Raw genomic sequence first — 17,695 nt, 5'->3', positions numbered from 1 at the left:
CCGTTCCCTCTAGCTGGTTTTTCTGTCCAGTTTGATTGAGCTTGCAAGCTCTAGCTGCATCCGTTTTGCATGTTCATCTTGAGCCTGGTTTAAACCAATTTCCGCATCATCATAACCTTGTTGCTCAATCAAGTGCGATGGGACTTTGGCATAATCCTGAATTAGCCATTTCACTAAGCCATAGGTTTGAATCAGAATAATCACGATGAATGGTAAAGCCGTCACAATAGTTGCCGTTTTCATGGTGTCTAATGGTGCTTTACTAAAAATCATGGCAATTGGAACCAAAGTCAGCATGACACACCAGAACAAACGGGCATTTGGTGATGGATCTTGCCCTTCACTTAAACCTCGTGTACATGTTGCTGAAACCGCATATCCGACCGCATCCATATGTGCTGCCAAGAACACCACCATGATGCCTAGGAAAATCCACATCATGAGTTTTCCGGCAGGTAACAGGCTGAGTAATTGACCAATTGCAACCTCACCACCTTGTTGACTTAAGATTTGTGGCACATTTACAGCTCCATGAATAAAGCTATAAACACTGTAGTTTTCAAACACACCAAAGATGAACCAAAGACCAACACTGCCGCCAATCACCATGGCAAAGATCACTTCTTTAATGGTACGGCCTTTAGAAACACGCGTTACGAACAGTGCCACACCCGGTGCATATGAAATCCACCACAACCAGTAAAATACAGTCCACTCACGAGTAAACTTGCCATCACCCATTGGGTCGGTAAACAAGCTCATATCAACAAAATTGGTTGCCATTAACCCAAAACTCATCAATGAGTTATTCAAAATGAACTGAGTTGGACCAAAGCAAAGTACATAAATCGCAAATAACACTACACCTAAGCACACCATGTGACTTAAACGTTGCATGCCCTTGTCCATACCTACATACGAACTGAGTGCGAACAGAACCGAAACACCCAAAATAATGATGACTTTGGTCATAAAGGTATTTGGAATACCCGTGAGCTGAGACAAAATATTGGTAAATGTCACGGCAGTGAGTACCAATGAAATCGTCAATGCGCCAAACATACAAAGCAAGAACATTAGGTCGACTAAACGCCCAACCACGCCGGTTGATTTAAAGCCTGTCACAGCCTCAATCACTGAAGCCAAACTTAAACCTTTGTTTTTTCTTACGTGGTAGCTGTAGCACAAAGAAATTGATGCCAAAGCATAAATTGCCCATGCACTTAAACCAGAATGAAAAAACGAGTAAGCCACGCTATATTTCAAAGCTTCTGCCGACTCAGGCGGTAAGCTCAAACCCGGAGTTTGATAATAGTAGGCCCAGTCCAAAAAGCCCCAGTACAATGTAGAAGACCCAATACCCGACAAGATGAACATAAAAATCCATGACATCGTGGTGTATTGAGGTTTACCTTCACCTAGTTTGATTTTGCCGTATTTACTAAAGGCTAGACCAAAAGTAAAAATAATGGCTAAAAAAGCAAACAGTAATACTGGGGTTGTAAATACCGATGTCGTCCACTGCATCCATGTTGCAGCAATCTTTATCGACTCTTGCGAATAAATCGCCAAGCCAGCAACTGAAATAAATACAAACAGTAAGCTGGTTACGGCAAGAACTTTATCCGTATAAATTTTTGTGTTTTGATTATCCATATCCCTACATCCATTTTTGGATGGCGTTATTCCATAGCGAACACGTCCATTTTAGTTTGGGCTACACACGATGCAATTGCATCTCCTACCTCATAAGTTTTTGCCTGACCACCGATATCGGCTGTTTTTGGTCCATTAATTAATACATTCTCAATCGCCTGCATAATGTCCTGACCTGCTTGAATGCAGCGTTCATCATCTTCGCCAAAGAATTCGAACATCATGGCACCCGACCAAATCGCAGCGATTGGGTTGGCAATTTGTTTACCGTAAATATCTGGTGCTGAACCATGTACAGGTTCAAACAATGATGGAAATTTTCTTTCCGGGTTTAAATTTGCAGAAGCTGCCAAACCAATGGTTCCTGTACATGCAGGGCCTAAATCGGAAAGAATGTCACCAAATAAATTGGATGCCACAACCACATCAAAACGTTCAGGTTGTAAAACAAAACGAGCCGCTAAAATATCAACATGCTGTTTATCAGCTTGAATTTGTGGATACTGTTTTGCCATCGCATCAACGCGCTCATCCCAGTACGGCATGCTCACTGCAATACCATTTGACTTGGTCGCTGCAGTAATTTTTTTTGCATCACGCTGATTTGCAAACTCAAATGCATAACGCAAAATGCGATCTACGCCATGACGTGTAAATACAGCTTCTTGTAAAACAAACTCTCGATCTGTTCCTTCAAAAGCCTTACCACCAATGGCTGAATACTCACCTTCACTGTTTTCACGGACCACGTAGAAGTCGATATCACCCGGTTTTTTGCCTACTAAGGGACATTTAACACCCGGCATTAAGCGCACTGGACGTAAATTCACATATTGGTCAAAACCGCGACGGAACTGGAGCAACGACCCCCAAAGTGAAATATGGTCAGGTACTTTATCTGGCCAGCCTACAGCGCCAAAATAAATTGCATCGTAGCCCTGCAAAGTTTCAAACCAGTCATCTGGCATCATTTTGCCGTGCTCAAGGTAGTAATCGCAGCTTGCCCATTCAAATGCATCTAACTGAAGCTCAATGCCGTACTTCTCTGCTGCAGCCTTTACAACCTTAATGCCTTCTGGTAGAACTTCTAAACCAATGCCATCGCCTGCAATCGTGGCAACTTTATATCTTTTTGCCATAAGCTTCCTTCACACCTTCGACTAATATCCTTGTATGGCTTAAACATGATGTTTTAAGCAAAAATGATCAACAACAGAACTATCACTCCAATGGACACGGATCGTGAATAATCTACCTAACCTATCGGATTTAAAGGTTTTTTGCACAGTCGCCAAACTAAAAAGTTTTGTCGAATCTGCTGAGGAACTTGGGACTTCGCCAGCTTTTATTAGCAAGCGAATTAATATTTTAGAAAACACGTTGAGCTGCAAACTTTTTCATCGCAGTACGCGTCATGTCAGCCTAACGGAAGATGGCAAACTTATTCTTGAGAGAGTTTCAAATATTCTTGAAGAATTTGATGAAGTTTGTGAACTGGTGAATAACCCGCTGAGTACACCTACGGGTCGTATGGATATTATTAGTAGCTTTGGTTTTGGCAGAAAACATATCGCACCGATTCTGTCTAAATTAATGATGCTTTATCCAAAGCTTCAAATTCATTTTGACACCATCGACAATACCAAAGACCTGATTCAACACAGTATTGATTTGGACATTAGAATTGGTAATGAAATCGCACCGAATATGATTGCGAAGAAGTTAGCTTCCAATTTTCGGATTTTATGTGCGGCGCCGAGTTATTTACTTAAACACGGCGTACCAGACAGCATTCAAGATTTGCAAACACATGATTGTTTGACAATTAGTGAACGCGATCAATCTTCAGTTTTATGGAAATTTAGGCATGCCTCTGAAGATGTCGCAGTACATATCAAACCACGCTTTGTTTCGAATAACGGCGAAATTATTCATCAGCTTGCTATAGAAGGTCATGGCATTATTTTCCGTTCAATTTGGGATGTTGCAGATGAATTGATTACAGGTCAACTCCAGCATATTTTGCCTGAATATTGGCAAGATGCAGATATATGGGCGGTTTATCCATCACGGCTTAAAAGCTCATCTAAATTACAAACCTGTATTTTGTTTATTCAAAACGAATTGCTCAATCGTTTACAGCATGTTCAAAACCTAAACCGAGGACAACTCATTTCTCCGGCAGTTAAAAGAGAACCACCACCTGAAAAAGTCTTTCTATGAAAAAAAGCCCTAAGTGAGGTCTATTCACTTAGGGCAATAAATCGCTTTTAAATTTTAAAAATAATATCCGATTGAAAGATAAAATAATTTATCCCAATCATTACTGCTACCTTGTGCAAGACCATCAGCCCCACCACCCACCATTGGATCATTTTTACTCATAATGTATTCACCCTGAATACCAATAGCTTTGTAATTAAAATAAACCCCTGCTATTAAACGTTCAGAATCTTTATAGCCATCCTCGTCTTTAAAAAAGCGGCTATGAGAGATATAAGGCTTAATATTTTCAAGTTTGTGGAATGGTTTAGCAAAGGTATAGTTAATTTCATTAACCAAATATTTACCTTTATTGGCAACTTGATATGGATAATCAAATGCTCCAATGGTTGAGCTATTTGGCAATAAATCATCCCCATTCGTCACATCTTGCTTACCAGCTAAAAACATCCATTGCCATGCCTGATATTGCGTTTGAGCAAATACATTCCATGATTTGCGATGCCCATCTTCATCAGTTCTTTTATTTTCTAAATCAGAGTACCAAACTGAACCACCTAACTCGATCGAAAATTTTTGAGCTTTATCAAGTTCAAATTTTCTAGATCCTCGAGCAATCCACATATTCTTTTCTTCGATATTAGTACCTGTGGTTAAATCATCAGCTTCCACAAAGTTACCACTGTATCTGCTTGAGTCCTTTGAGGTTCCCTTATAATTTCCGCCATCAGTTGGATAGAAACCTAAGGTCAAATTGTATTTATCATCTGCAAATTTATATTTAATCCCCAGATTATCAATATCTTCTAAACCAACGGTATTTAAAAGCGTTTCGTAATAACTACTTCCCCAAAATTCACCAAAGCCAAAATCAACGGGTTGCAAACCTGCCGTGATTCTCTGCTGATCAGATAATTTATAACCTACCCAAGCTTTTTTTAGAAAAATCGCATCACACAAGCGATCATATTGATAACAACGGGCATCCGCACCTGCAATCCAATCTGGATTTTCATAACCTAGCACTAATTTAATATCAGTTAATCGCCAGTCATCATTTTGAGAACCTTCATTTGCATCAACCACATAATCTTTATGCAAATAACGAGAACGTACTGCACCAGAAACTTTAAACTGTCCCGAATCCAAAGTTGGATCACCCCAACTTAAATCAGCCGCAGAAGCCTCTACTCCCGCCGTTAAACTTAAAATTCCTAAAAATAATAATGACCTTTTCATGTCTTCAACATCCTTGTTAAGTGTTATAAGAACATGAAGAAATTGATCTAGACAAACAATGCCATAACTATAAAGTCGGTCTTTACAAACTGTGTTTAATCAAAAAATGAGCATAAAAAAAGACCACGCAGGAGCGTGGTCTATAAAATGGTGGCTATGACGAGACTTGAACTTGTGACCCCCGCATTATGAGTGCGGTGCTCTAACCAACTGAGCTACATAGCCGAAAACTGTGCGCGCATTATCTTAACTTCTTTAACGCACGTCAAGAAAAATTTTAAATAAAATGAGGTGAAGTGAGCCTATAAGCCGGGTTCTGTCGAGGATGGTCATTCCTCTAGGCGTACAATCACTCATACGCTCAAGCGACCTACCCGAATCCAGTACGGGCCGTACCTCAGGATTCCTATTTGGTCTTGCTTCTGGTGGGGTTTACCATGCCGTGAACTGTTACCAGACACGCGGTGCGCTCTTACCGCACCCTTTCACCCTTACCTCACGAATGAGGCGGTCTACTCTCTGCTGCACTTTCCGTCGGCTTTCACCGCCCAGGCGTTACCTGGCACCCTGCCCTATGAAGCCCGGACTTTCCTCCCCTGCTTCAGTCACGAAGACCTCCACAGCAGCGACCATCCAGCTCACTTCAGGGGCGCATATTAACAAATTTATTTACTAATTGCTTGTGCTTTTTTGAGCAATTAATTTTTTATATTTGTCGAATAGCTCATCTTCCGTTTCCACATGCTGCGGATCTTTAGGAATACAGTCCACTGGACAAAATAACTGACATTGCGGCTGGTCATGATGACCAACGCATTCAGTGCATAAATCTGGATGAATTTCATAAATCACTTCACCCATGAAAATAGCTTCATTTGGGCAAACTGGTTCACAAACATCACAGTTTATGCATTCATCGGTGATATATAACGACACTTTACCAACCTTGTTGATGTTTACGTTCAAAGGCCTCAACCACAGCTTGCGGAACAAACTTGGTTACATCCCCTTTTAAACGAGCAATTTCTCGAATCAATGTCGAAGAAATAAATGAATACTGCTCAGATGGTGTTAAAAATACTGCTTCAAAATGTGGGTCAAGTTGACGGTTCATATTGGCAAGTTGAAATTCATATTCAAAATCAGAAACTGCTCTTAAACCACGAAGTACTGCTGTTGCCTTTTGTTCTTTGAAAAAATTAACTAGTAAACCATCAAAGCCTACAAATTCAACATTTGATAAATGGCTGAGTGATGTTTGGGCCAGTTCAACTCTCTCTTCTAGACTGAACAAAGGGTTTTTATGATGTCCAATTGCAATTGCTACTACAACCTCATCAAACATTCTTGATGCTCTAGTAACTAAATCAACGTGTCCATTCGTGATGGGGTCAAATGTTCCAGGATAAATTACACGCGTTTTAGACATCCGCTAGTACTCTAATTGTATTGTGAACCTATTTTAGCAAAAGTTATACATCAGGCGAAATATTGACGTGCAGGAAAAACTTCACCTTAGCATCAGTTTACGGCACAATAGGGGCAATTGTGGAAGTTTGAATTATGGCGAAAGCGACAGTAGTGAAAAAACATAATGGCGGAACCATCGCACAAAACAAACGTGCCCGCCATGATTATTTTATCGAAGAAAAATTTGAAGCTGGTATGTCTTTACTCGGCTGGGAAGTAAAGTCTTTACGTGCTGGTCGCATGAGTTTGACAGAAAGTTATGTCATTTTTAAGAATGGTGAAGCGTTTTTATTTGGTGCACAAATTCAACCGCTCCTTTCGGCGTCTACTCATGTAGTACCTGAAGCTACACGTACACGTAAATTATTATTATCACGCCGAGAACTAGAAAAGCTAACAGGTTCAGTGAACCAAAAAGGTTACTCATGTGTTCCTTTGGCATGTTATTGGAAAGGTCACTTGGTTAAACTTGAAATCGCGCTTGTGAAAGGTAAACAGCTTCACGACAAACGTGCGACTGAAAAAGATCGCGATTGGCAGCGTGATAAAGCTCGTATATTTCATAAGTAGTTAAATAAAAAGCCTCTTTTTAGAGGCTTTTTTATATCGCGGAATTTATTAATTTAATCTATATAAGAGTCCAGCAAGATATTCACCAAACCATTTTGCAGTATCTAAATCGCCTTGTGGAGGAGTAATTTCAACAGGCGCATTATCTGACTGTGTCATTAAACCTAAACAACTCGATAATCGGTTTAAATCTTTTTCACTATGCCCAGTCGTCATTAAAGGTAAACCTGACCAAAGCATGCCATGTTGCATCGCAAAAATATTTAATTGTTGTAATACAGCCAGTTTATCGCCACTCAACCCACCTGAATTTGCAAAGCCAGCTGCAAGCTTCCCTTGCCATAAACGCTCTTTCCAACGTTTAGAAGTACTGTCCATAAACTTTTTAAAGTCAGCGGTCATACTTCCCATATAAGTAGGTGAACCAAAAATAATACCGTGCGATGCATCAAGCGCATCCCAATCAATATGTTCAATATTCATTAAATGTACTTTTACACCCATCACCTCTGCCCCAGCAGCAATAGCGAAAGCTACTTTCGCGGTATGACCATATGGACTGTGGTAAACAATAGAGAGGTGTTTTTCAGGCAAAGACATAAGATTAAAATTTTGAGCGATTTTTTCTATTTTATCATTTTATTAACGCTTGCTAAACCTTCATCTATAAATATGAATTATAAGGTTGTCACTACCGCATACTATAGAAATATTTTTAAATTAAATAAAAAACTCTCTTATTTTTAGCGGTTATAAAATAAGAGAGTCATTTAAGGCGGTGATCAAAACTTATATAAAAACAAACGTGGCCATACGCCCAGTCTTCGCATCACGACGATAAGAAAAATACTCATCACCCTGTTGATAAGAACATTGATCTCCACCTAAGACTTGTTGCACACCTAGACTTTGCAAAATAAAGCGAGCAATGGCATATAAGTCTGCATGAAATTTATTTGGAGCCACGCCCTCAACAAAGGCTGTTTCCAACTCTGGATATTTATCACAAAAAGCAGTTTTTACTTCAGCCCCAATTTCAAAACAAGGTTGACTGATTGCAGCTCCTAACCATGCCCAAGTTGGAGGATTCTGCATAGCGGCCACTGTATTTTCAATAATGCCACCAGCCAAACCACGCCAACCCGCATGCAAATTAGCAACTTCACTGCCTTCAGCATTTCCCAACACGACAGGTAAGCAATCAGCCGTCATCATCATTAAAGCATGGCCTTTTGTTTGGGTGACCAAACCATCGCCAATTAAAGCTTTAAAAGGAATTTGTTCATTTACAGTATGGCAAATCGTACTATGCGTTTGAGTCATCCATGTCATTTTTTTAACACCAAATTTCGCAAACTCATCTAACAATATCATTCGATGCTGTTGAACACGTTGTGCCTCATCTTTGACATGTAAAGCCAAATTAAAGCCAGATAATTCAAGTTGATCCGTTGGTAATGCCAAAGGATGTTGAACACGTGTCTGCCCTACAAATACGCCTTGAGGTAAACCTTGAACAAATTCCATATGCACGTCCTTAATATGCAGCGTTTTCTGAACGCAACACATTCACTAAATGTGTAAAATCTTCAGGCCACGGCGCTTCAAACAGCATTTCTTCACCAGTACGAGGGTGTTTCAAGCCCAATTTCGCTGCGTGCAATGCCTGACGTTTAAAACCACGTAAAGTTTCAATGAGCAACTCAGATGCACCAGCTGGCACACGTACACGGTTCATATAAACCTGATCGCCAATCAAGCCATAACCAATGTAACTAAAATGTACACGGATCTGATGTGTTCGTCCTGTTTCAAGACGAGCTTGTACACGAGTAAAATCTTTAAAGCGTTCTTTTACATTGTAGTGAGTTACCGCATCTCGCCCACCCGGTAAAATTGCCATTTTCACACGGTCAACTGGGTGACGTTTGATTGGTTCATCAATCGTACCGCCAGCAATAATATTTCCATAAACAACCAAATCATATACACGGTAAACCGTTTTATTTGCCAACTGTTTACTTAAAGAAAATTGAGCTTCTAGGCTTTTAGCGACAACCAGTAAACCGCTGGTATCTTTATCAATACGGTGTACTAAACCAGCACGCGAAAGTTCGGCCAATTTGGGGAAATGGTAAAGCAAGGCATTCACTAAAGTTCCAGAACTATTGCCTGCTCCTGGATGTACCACCATGCCTACTGGCTTATTAATGACTAAAATATCATCGTCTTCATAGACAATATTAAGTGGAATGTTTTCGGGTTGACTCGTCGTCTTAGCTTCGAGCTCTACTTCGAGCGTAAGCAGCTCAGTTCCTTCACAACGGTGCTTAGGCTTGACAATGTTACCATTCACCAACAGATGGCCATCTTTCAACCATTGCTTGAGCTTTTCACGTGAAAACTCGCTCCATACCAAGGCTGCTACCTGATCGATACGTTGTCCCAGATAGGTTTCATCTAGCTGAACTTGCAACGATAAACGTGTTGCAGTTGTATCAGAAGTATGGTTATCTGCATCCTCAGAATCTTCAAGTAAATTGAAGTCGGTTTCAGAGAAGTTTGTGTTTGAAGATTGTGCTGAAGTCATTTGATCATTGAGATAAAAGTGGTTTAATAGCGCAATTGTAGCTCATTGCCCAACATAACAGAGGAGTTTTTATGTCGCTACCACGTTATAAAATTACGATGCTTGCCTTATCTTTAGGCGTAGCGTCTGCATTTGTGGGCTGTAGCAGCAATCCAAGTAAAAAAGAAGTGGTCGATACTGGCCCTCAATCTAGTGAACAAGCTTACTTCGAAAAGGCCCAAAAGTCGCTTGACCGTGGTCAATATCTTGATGCGACCAAGTCTTTAGAGGCAATCGATACTTATTATCCGACTGGACAATACGCTCAACAAGCACAACTTGAACTTCTATATTCGAAATTTAAACAAAAAGATTATGAAGGCGCGATTGCCTTAGCAGAACGTTTTATTCGTTTAAATCCTCAACATCCAAATGTGGATTATGCTTATTATGTTCGTGCTGTTGCCAATATGGAGCAAAACTACGACAGTTTGATGCGTTATACCTCTTTGCAACAGTCACATCGTGACGTGAGTTATTTAAAAGTTGCGTATCAAAACTTTGTTGATTTAATTCGTCGTTTCCCAAGTAGCCAATATTCTGTCGATGCTGCTCAGCGTATGAAATTCATTGGGCAAGAACTTGCCGAAAATGAAATGACTGCTGCCCGCTTCAACGTTAAACGTAAAGCTTGGATCGCCGCTGCAGAACGTTCGCAATGGGTGATTGAACACTATCCACAAACACCTCAAATTCCAGAAGCTTTAGCTACTTTGGCATATAGCTATGACAAGTTAGGTGATAAAGCTACTTCGCAACAATATATTGAAGTTTTAAAGCTTAATTATCCAAGCCTTGTGAAAAAAGACGGCACAGTTAACATGCGTGCTGCTCGTAAAGAAGGTAACTGGATCAACCGTGCAACTTTAGGTATCTTCGGTCGTGAATCGACTGCTGCAACGCCAGAGAGCACAACTGAAGCAGAAGCTCCAAAACGTGGTTTCCTCAACCGTGTTAGTTTTGGTTTAATTGGTAATTCAGATAAAGAAGAAACTGAAGCACCAGAACAAACACCTGTTGAAGCTCCTAAGTCTGAACGTAGTTGGACAAACCGTTTAAGCTTCGGTTTATTAGACAAACCTGAGTCACAAGTAGCAGAAAATACAACTGTTGCACCAGCTGTAACCTCTACTGAAGCTTCAACTGATGTTCAATCAGATGAGGCAACACAAGGTGCGGATGACGCTGCTCAATAAGTTTAAGCTTTAAAAAACATCAACAAACAGGCAAGTGATATCACTTGCCTGTTTGTTTTTATAAAATATTAAAATATTTATTGGGCATATCTCGATTCATCATGTCAGAATATTCTGACTCACTGTCTCATCAAGTTTTAATACGGTTATCTGAATTATGGCAATTCCACAACATACGATTGATCAAATTCTAGATCGCACAGATATTGTCGATCTGATTGGTCAGCGTGTGAAATTGAAAAAAACCGGACGTACATATTCCGGCTGTTGCCCTTTTCATCAAGAAAAAACGCCATCATTCCATGTCTACCGTGACAAGCAGTATTATCACTGCTTTGGTTGTCAGGCTAACGGAAATGCAATCCGTTTTCTTATGGATATTGATAACCGAAACTTTATTGAGGTAATGAAAGAATTATCGAGCAGTACCGGAATTGAATTACCTAAAGATAATACTGAAAATAAAAAACTATCTTATACCCGTCAGGTTACAAAGCCACCCGTTACTAAAACAAATGCAGCAGAGCCTGTCATTCCACAACAACCAAGTGATGAAAGCTACAACACGCTTGAACCAGTATTTTTTGATGATCCTTTTGCTCAGTTCGAACAGCCGTTTAGCTTTGATGAACCAGTTCAAGAAGGTAATTTATATGACTTACTGGAAAATGTTGCTCAGTTTTATGAACAACAATTACCTCATAGTCAAAAAGCCAAAAATTACTTTAAACAGCGTGGACTAACCAATCAGACGATTCAGTTTTGGCGCTTAGGCTATGCTCCAGAAGACTGGCAACACCTAGAAAAAGCTTTTCCTTATGACATTGACGGATTAAAACAACTCGGACTTATCCGTTCAAGTGATAATGGGCGTGATTTTGATTTGTTACGTGACCGCGTTATTTTCCCAATTCGCGACCCTAAAGGTCGAGTCGTTGGTTTTGGTGGGCGTGCCTTAAATGATGAAATCAAGCCCAAATATATTAACTCGCCAGATTCAGAAGTCTTTCATAAAAATCAGCTACTTTACGGACTTTATGAAGGTAGAAAACTTAAATCTAGCGATTGGTTAATGGTTGAAGGCTATATGGATGTCATTGCGCTTCAGCAATATGGTATTACAGGAGCTGTAGCAACCTTAGGGACTGCAAGTAATACTGAACACCTTAATATTTTATTTAAACAAAATAGTCGTATTACCATTGCTTTTGATGGTGATGCTGCTGGTCAAAAAGCAGCACGCAGAACTTTAGAAATTGCTTTACCCCTTCTCAATGATGGTCGTGAACTTAAATTTTTTGTTCTACCCAATGATCACGATCCAGACTCTCTCATCCGTCGAGAAGGACTCGAAAATTTTCAAAAACTATTACAACAAGCCCCTCTTTTGTCCGATTTCGTGTTTGCGCACTTAACAGGTCAACACGATATCAGTACGCCTGAAGGGAAAAGCTTAGTCATGGGAGAACTCAGAGAACTCACCGAGTTATTGCCAAAACAAGGTTCTTTCCGTTACTTACTTACTCAATCTTTCCGTGAAAAACTCGGACTAGGTAAACGTTTTACCCCACAAATCAGCCACGATGCCTCGCTCTCATTTAACATCCATACAAAAGATGAAGACTTTGCGATTGCAATTTTAATGCATCATCCTTTTCTTTATATTCATTTTGAAGGATTACGGGCTTATATTCACCAAGATGAATTATTAGCCAAAGTACTGGCTATCTTAAATCGTATTTTTGATGATTTACCAGATGATCAAGAGTTGGCAACTTATTATGTGCTTGGTGCTTGTAGTAGTTACTGTCATGAAATCGCCGATATTATGCAAAGAACAAATATTCAGGCATTAACACAGGCACCTGAGGTAGCTGACAAGTTAGCTAAGGAATATTCGCTAAGTCTGCAAGAAAGATATTTACGTCAGAAGCTGAAATCACCGATTTCTTTAATTGAATCAAGAAATCTAAGACAACAATTGAATGAATTAACAAAACAAATTAGCTTAAAGTTGTTATCTTAATGTTTTGGCTTACGCTCATGATCAAATACATCCTGTAAATGCTGTTGTAACCATTCAAAATAATCAGGATTTTCTGCTTTAGCAGCTTCACGTAATAATATCGATGTAGGATGTATAAGCTTTTGCGTCAAACGGTGTGCAAATTGCTGTAATACTTGTTCAGCATTCTCACCATGATGCAAAGCTTCTAACGCATGTGTAAGCTCTTGTTGACTAATTTCTTCACTGTGTTGGCGGTAAGCATGAATTGTGCTACCCGCCTCTTTAACTTTTTGATGCGTAATAAGCTGAGTAGCTAATTGATTAACCATTACCTCTGCTTCAACAGCCGCCTGACGACGTTGTGCAAGGTTCTCATCAATCACACTTTGTAAATCATCAACACCATATAAATAGACCCCATCAAGTGCTTCAACTTTAGGATCTATATCACGTGGTACTGCTAAATCAACCATCAACATTTGTTGATAGCGACGTTTTTTCAATGCGGCCTTAACATCAGAATAAGCAATAACTTGGTATAAACTACCGGTACAACTCGACACGACATCAGCACGATATAAATTCTCTGCTAATGCTGAAAACTCAATAATTTCAACTTCAACCTGATGTGCAATCTCCTGAGCCAGCTGGTCAGCACGCTCACGGCTACGATTACAAATAATAATCTTCGCGACACCCATTTCAGCCAAATGCTTAGCAACCAAACTATTCATTTCACCTGCAGCAACAACCATTACAGTAAGCTTTTCAGGCTTACTAAAAACTTGTAAGGCCAATTGTGCAACAGCATACCCCATCGAAACAGCATGACTACCGACCGCTGTTTCGGAACGTACCCGTTTAGCTGCATAGAAAGCGTATTCAAAAACACTATTTAATTCAGGAGAGACAGTTTGAGCTTCTTTAGACAATGCCAAAGCACTTTTAACCTGCCCTAAAATTTGTGGCTCACCAAGCATGAGAGAGTCTAGACCACTCGCCACTCGCATTAAATGTGTAATGGCCTGCGTATTCTCGTAACGATAAACATGATGAATTAACTGCTTTACATCAATATTATTGGCATCGGCTAACCATTTTAGAAGGCTTTCGGCGTTTTCTGCCATGGCATAAACTTCTGTACGGTTACAGGTCGAGACAACCACCAAATCCTTTAAGTTTTGGTGATGACGTTGTTCGGCAAGCAAACGACTTAATCGCTCTGCATTGAAAGCAATTTGTTCGCGGAGTTCTACAGAAGCTGTTTGATGGTTGACACCCAATGCAAAGAAAGACATATCAGATCATCATTTCGCTAAATTTATGCTATTGTGCAACATCGGTGTCATAAAAAGCATTACTTTGGATCAATAAAAATTGCGTCAAATGAATAGCCGTATTAATTTTAACGGTGCTTCGATAAGACAGTATTCTACCACATTCTTGTTGTTAGGTAGCATGTCCTCGTATGTCTATGCACGTCCTGTGCAAGAGACCTATGCCGTGCATTCATTTGATCAGGCACTAGAGCAAACGATGGTCGCTGAATTTGCTCTAGCTTATGACGATATTCCAAACGCTTTGCATAATTACACAGTGCTCGCAATTAAAAGCAACTCTACATCAATTAAGCAGAGAGCTTTAGACGTTGCACTTGAATATAATGATTTACAAGCTGCGTTAAATATTGCTACACACTGGGTAGCTCAAGAACCTAAAGATGTACCAGCTTTATTTTATTTGTCACACATTGCTTTAAAAACGCACGAATATCAGCTTGCTGCTGAGACATTAGATAAAATTTTAAAGATAGATCCCACTGCCGATTTAGAACAAATTTTAGCTAGCATTGCTCCAGAAAATGCGCAAGATCGAGAAGTACTATTAACAGCTTTACGTTCTAGCGCAGAAAAAGACAATCCTTCTATTTTGGCACTCATCGCCAATTTAGAAGCTCAAAATGGCCAATTACAAACTGCGCTAACCAACATTAACAAAGCATTACGTCGACGTCCTAAAGTAACGAGCTTTATTTTAATGAAAGCAAACTTACTTATTGCTCTCAGCGATCAAGAAGGCGCGCTTAAATGGTATGCAAAGTCGAGTCGTAAAAATAAGAAAAATTTAGATATTCGATTAGCTGAAATCCGCTATCTCATACAAATTAACCAATCTCAGCTTGCGTTAGAAAAACTTGAAAAGATTATAGAAACCAACCCTAAAGCTGAAGAAGCCTTATTTATTGCAGGCTTAACAAGTATTGATTTAAAGCAATATGACAAAGCGGAACAATATCTCGTTGACCTACGAAACTCGGCAAAATATCAAAATGAAGCGTATTACTACTTAGCCATTAATGCAGAGCGTAAACAGCATTATGAAACTGCAAAAGCTTACTATCGTTTAGTTGATGGCAGTTTATATGTCGTATCGAGACGAAATTTGATCGCAATATATGATAAACAAGAAAATTTACACGATGCTTTACGGTTCCTTACTCAAGAACGAGTAAATTATCCTCAACATGCAAGTTTCTTATATCAAGCTCAAGCTGAAATCTTAAAGAAAATGGGCAATAAAAAAGCTGCACTAAATCTATTAGATGAAGCAATTAAAAACCTACCCGACGACCCAGAACTAATTTACGCGGAAGTTTTATTACTTGATCCATATACGGACCGTGACAAGCTGGACAAAACCTTAAAACAATTATTACAACTTGAGCCCAACAGCCCAACGTATCTAAATGCATATGCTTATACACTGGCACTGCAAAACCGTCGTTTAAAAGAAGCACGTCAGTATGCAGAGCAAGCATTAGAATATGCGCCTGAACAGGCCTCAATTCTTGATACGCTAGGTTATATTGCATTTTTACAGAACGATTATGAAGCTGCGGCGGAAGCCTTAGGCAAAGCGTATGAACTTAGCCATAATATAAATATTGGCGTTCGTTATGCTAAAGCTTTGTATATGCAAGGGTCACTCACGCAATTTAGCGCAGTGTTACAACAACTGAAACAAAAACATGCCAATGATCCACAATTACAACAGCTTGATGCGTTAATTTTACCTACATCTGCAAAAAAGAGTTAAATATATGAGCAAATTTGCCCAACTGTGCACAGCGATCTGTGGATCAAGTGTATTATTTCTAACCGGTTGTCAGCATTTTACTCAACCAAAACCAGCGGTTACCCAACAAGTTCAAGACGAAAAACACTTTAATTTACAAGGTAAGATTGGGGTTCGTACACCACAGCAAACCGGTAGTGCGTTTTTTACCTGGCTTCAACAGCAAGATAATTTTGATATCGAATTAAGCGGTATTTTAGGCGTTGGAAAAACCCAAATTCAGGGTAAACCAGGCGAAGTAACTTTAAACAGTTCTAAAACAGGACTTATTAGCGCAGCCTCTCCAGAAGAACTTTTAGAACGTGCAACGGGTTGGCAAGCACCAATTACACACTTAACAAGCTGGATTTTAGCAAAACCAGCAACGCTAAATGCTCAAATTACGAAAGACGCTGCAAATCGAGTGAGTCAACTGATTGAAGATGGCTGGACAGTTAATTTCAGTTACGATGGTGAACAAACTTTGCCAAACAAACTGGTTTTAAAGCAAGCTCTTGCTGAAGATAAAGAAAACCGTATTACAATGGTCATCCAAAACCGCTAAGTCTAATTATATAAATCTATGATTCGAGTTCCTTCCCCTGCTAAGCTCAACCTGTTTTTACATATTACAGGCCGACGTGAAAATGGTTACCATGAGCTACAAACCATTTTCCAACTAATTGATTTATATGATTGGATGACATTTACACCGACTTTGGGCGAAGAAATCAAAATTGATGGGTTGAGTGAAGTTCGAGCTGAAGAAAACTTGATTTATCGAGCAGCTCAAATACTAAAACCACATGCAAAAAAACTTTGTGGCTTGGACATCAAAATTGAAAAAAATATTCCAATGGGTGCGGGTCTAGGCGGCGGTTCATCTAATGCCGCCACAACACTTATTGTGTTAAATCAATTATGGGAATGTGGCCTAGAGAAAGAACAACTTGCGGACTACGGTGTTAAGCTCGGTGCCGATGTTCCAATTTTTATTTATGGTAAAAATGCATGGGCTGAAGGCATCGGTGAACATTTATCATTCATAGACTTAGATCAAAAACAGTTCATTATTTTAAAACCTGATTGTTTTATCAGCACTCAATTGCTTTTTTCACAAAAAACATTGACAAGAGACTCTAAGACCACTAAATTTTGCGCCTATCAGTTAGAACCTTCTAATTTTGGAAATAACTTTGAGCCACTGGCTCGGCAGTTATACCCTGAAGTAGAAGAAGCAATGCAATATTTAGATCAATTTGGTCAAGCAAAGCTTACAGGTACAGGTGCTTGTGTTTTTATTGAAGTAACGAATGAAATGAATATTGATGAAATTTTTAAGCATTCACCATGTAAATCTTACTTGGTAAATAGTTTAAAAGAATCTCCTCTTAATCATTTTAAGGTTACACGTTAGGGGCGTCGCCAAGTGGTAAGGCACCGGGTTTTGATCTCGGCATCCGTTGGTTCGAATCCAGCCGCCCCTGCCAACCTCACCTGTAATGATGATTATATTAGGGGCGTCGCCAAGTGGTAAGGCACCGGGTTTTGATCTCGGCATCCGTTGGTTCGAATCCAGCCGCCCCTGCC

At 39.7% G+C, this 17,695-nt stretch carries 16 protein-coding genes, 3 tRNA genes and 1 other RNA gene; 9 read left to right on the top strand and 11 right to left on the bottom strand.

Features of this window, described 5'->3' with window-relative positions; all coding sequences use genetic code 11:
* Positions 1 to 9 precede the first annotated feature (9 nt).
* Together RMA94_RS08520 and RMA94_RS08515 are read right to left on the bottom strand one after the other, a co-directional pair.
* Positions 10 to 1,656 carry a BCCT family carnitine transporter gene (locus RMA94_RS08520; RefSeq protein WP_017387250.1) on the bottom strand — a complete coding sequence of 549 codons (1,647 nt, stop codon included), beginning with the start codon at positions 1,654 to 1,656 and terminating at the stop codon, positions 10 to 12.
* 26 nt (positions 1,657 to 1,682) lie between these two features.
* Positions 1,683 to 2,795 carry a tartrate dehydrogenase gene (locus RMA94_RS08515; RefSeq protein ID WP_311082536.1) on the bottom strand — a complete coding sequence of 371 codons (1,113 nt, stop codon included), beginning with the start codon at positions 2,793 to 2,795 and terminating at the stop codon, positions 1,683 to 1,685.
* Between the two features lie 103 nt (positions 2,796 to 2,898).
* Here RMA94_RS08515 and RMA94_RS08510 point away from each other — a divergent pair, with 103 nt between their 5' ends.
* Positions 2,899 to 3,879 carry a LysR family transcriptional regulator gene (locus RMA94_RS08510; RefSeq protein ID WP_311082535.1) on the top strand — a complete coding sequence of 327 codons (981 nt, stop codon included), beginning with the start codon at positions 2,899 to 2,901 and terminating at the stop codon, positions 3,877 to 3,879.
* 54 nt (positions 3,880 to 3,933) lie between these two features.
* Here RMA94_RS08510 and RMA94_RS08505 read toward each other — a convergent pair whose 3' ends face one another.
* From RMA94_RS08505 to coaD, 5 genes are all read right to left on the bottom strand, one after another.
* Positions 3,934 to 5,118 carry a porin gene (locus RMA94_RS08505; RefSeq protein ID WP_311082534.1) on the bottom strand — a complete coding sequence of 395 codons (1,185 nt, stop codon included), beginning with the start codon at positions 5,116 to 5,118 and terminating at the stop codon, positions 3,934 to 3,936.
* A gap of 148 nt (positions 5,119 to 5,266) precedes the next feature.
* Positions 5,267 to 5,343, bottom strand: a tRNA-Met gene (locus RMA94_RS08500).
* Positions 5,344 to 5,407: 64 nt separating this feature from the next.
* Positions 5,408 to 5,763, bottom strand: an RNA gene (rnpB, locus tag RMA94_RS08495) — RNase P RNA component class A.
* 27 nt (positions 5,764 to 5,790) lie between these two features.
* Entirely contained in the window at positions 5,791 to 6,054 is a 264-nt protein-coding gene (locus RMA94_RS08490) for a YfhL family 4Fe-4S dicluster ferredoxin (protein WP_005070936.1), read from the bottom strand.
* 1 nt (position 6,055) lies between these two features.
* A complete protein-coding gene (gene coaD / locus RMA94_RS08485) occupies positions 6,056 to 6,547 on the bottom strand; it encodes a pantetheine-phosphate adenylyltransferase (protein WP_005070938.1) in 492 nt (163 codons plus the stop codon).
* Positions 6,548 to 6,681: 134 nt separating this feature from the next.
* Between coaD and smpB the strand changes: the two genes are divergently transcribed.
* The gene (gene smpB / locus RMA94_RS08480) at positions 6,682 to 7,158 is read left to right on the top strand and encodes an SsrA-binding protein SmpB (RefSeq protein ID WP_002120348.1); all 477 of its coding nucleotides are present in this window, start codon (positions 6,682 to 6,684) and stop codon (positions 7,156 to 7,158) included.
* Between the two features lie 48 nt (positions 7,159 to 7,206).
* On the opposite strand, the gene RMA94_RS08475 is transcribed toward smpB, so the two are convergent.
* The 3 genes from RMA94_RS08475 to rluD form a co-directional block, all read right to left on the bottom strand.
* The gene (locus RMA94_RS08475; RefSeq protein ID WP_057074928.1) at positions 7,207 to 7,758 is read right to left on the bottom strand and encodes a flavodoxin family protein; all 552 of its coding nucleotides are present in this window, start codon (positions 7,756 to 7,758) and stop codon (positions 7,207 to 7,209) included.
* A gap of 189 nt (positions 7,759 to 7,947) precedes the next feature.
* A complete protein-coding gene (gene pgeF, locus RMA94_RS08470) occupies positions 7,948 to 8,685 on the bottom strand; it encodes a peptidoglycan editing factor PgeF (RefSeq protein ID WP_284090034.1) in 738 nt (245 codons plus the stop codon).
* A gap of 10 nt (positions 8,686 to 8,695) precedes the next feature.
* Complete coding sequence (gene rluD / locus RMA94_RS08465; RefSeq protein ID WP_311082531.1) at positions 8,696 to 9,748, bottom strand: 23S rRNA pseudouridine(1911/1915/1917) synthase RluD; 1,053 nt, start codon at positions 9,746 to 9,748, stop codon at positions 8,696 to 8,698.
* Between the two features lie 71 nt (positions 9,749 to 9,819).
* Between rluD and RMA94_RS08460 the strand changes: the two genes are divergently transcribed.
* Both RMA94_RS08460 and RMA94_RS08455 read left to right on the top strand, forming a co-directional pair.
* Positions 9,820 to 10,983, top strand: a complete 1,164-nt coding sequence (locus RMA94_RS08460) for an outer membrane protein assembly factor BamD (RefSeq protein ID WP_044099506.1) — start codon at positions 9,820 to 9,822, stop codon at positions 10,981 to 10,983.
* A 157-nt stretch (positions 10,984 to 11,140) separates the two neighbouring features.
* Positions 11,141 to 13,009, top strand: a complete 1,869-nt coding sequence (locus RMA94_RS08455) for a DNA primase (protein ID WP_017481323.1) — start codon at positions 11,141 to 11,143, stop codon at positions 13,007 to 13,009.
* Here RMA94_RS08455 and hemA read toward each other — a convergent pair.
* On the bottom strand, positions 13,006 to 14,289 hold the full coding sequence (gene hemA, locus RMA94_RS08450) for a glutamyl-tRNA reductase (RefSeq protein WP_005075265.1): 1,284 nt from the start codon (positions 14,287 to 14,289) through the stop codon (positions 13,006 to 13,008). The genes RMA94_RS08455 and hemA overlap by 4 nt on opposite strands.
* 88 nt (positions 14,290 to 14,377) lie before the next feature.
* Between hemA and RMA94_RS08445 the strand changes: the two genes are divergently transcribed.
* The 5 genes from RMA94_RS08445 (at position 14,378) to RMA94_RS08425 (ending at position 17,693) form a co-directional block, all read left to right on the top strand.
* The gene (locus tag RMA94_RS08445) at positions 14,378 to 16,087 is read left to right on the top strand and encodes a tetratricopeptide repeat protein (RefSeq protein WP_005070953.1); all 1,710 of its coding nucleotides are present in this window, start codon (positions 14,378 to 14,380) and stop codon (positions 16,085 to 16,087) included.
* Between the two features lie 4 nt (positions 16,088 to 16,091).
* The gene (lolB, locus tag RMA94_RS08440) at positions 16,092 to 16,670 is read left to right on the top strand and encodes a lipoprotein insertase outer membrane protein LolB (protein ID WP_005070955.1); all 579 of its coding nucleotides are present in this window, start codon (positions 16,092 to 16,094) and stop codon (positions 16,668 to 16,670) included.
* Between the two features lie 18 nt (positions 16,671 to 16,688).
* Entirely contained in the window at positions 16,689 to 17,522 is an 834-nt protein-coding gene (gene ispE, locus RMA94_RS08435) for a 4-(cytidine 5'-diphospho)-2-C-methyl-D-erythritol kinase (protein WP_311082527.1), read from the top strand.
* A tRNA-Gln gene (locus RMA94_RS08430) sits at positions 17,521 to 17,595 on the top strand. The genes ispE and RMA94_RS08430 overlap by 2 nt, the downstream gene beginning before the upstream one ends.
* A gap of 26 nt (positions 17,596 to 17,621) precedes the next feature.
* Positions 17,622 to 17,693, top strand: a tRNA-Gln gene (locus RMA94_RS08425).
* The last annotated feature ends 2 nt before the right edge of the window (positions 17,694 to 17,695 follow it).

The organism is Acinetobacter sp. V115_6, from assembly GCF_031799025.1.
Classification (GTDB): domain Bacteria; phylum Pseudomonadota; class Gammaproteobacteria; order Pseudomonadales; family Moraxellaceae; genus Acinetobacter; species Acinetobacter pittii.
The sequence above is the reverse complement of the archived record's forward strand: the minus strand, read 5'-3'. Positions and strand labels throughout refer to the sequence as shown.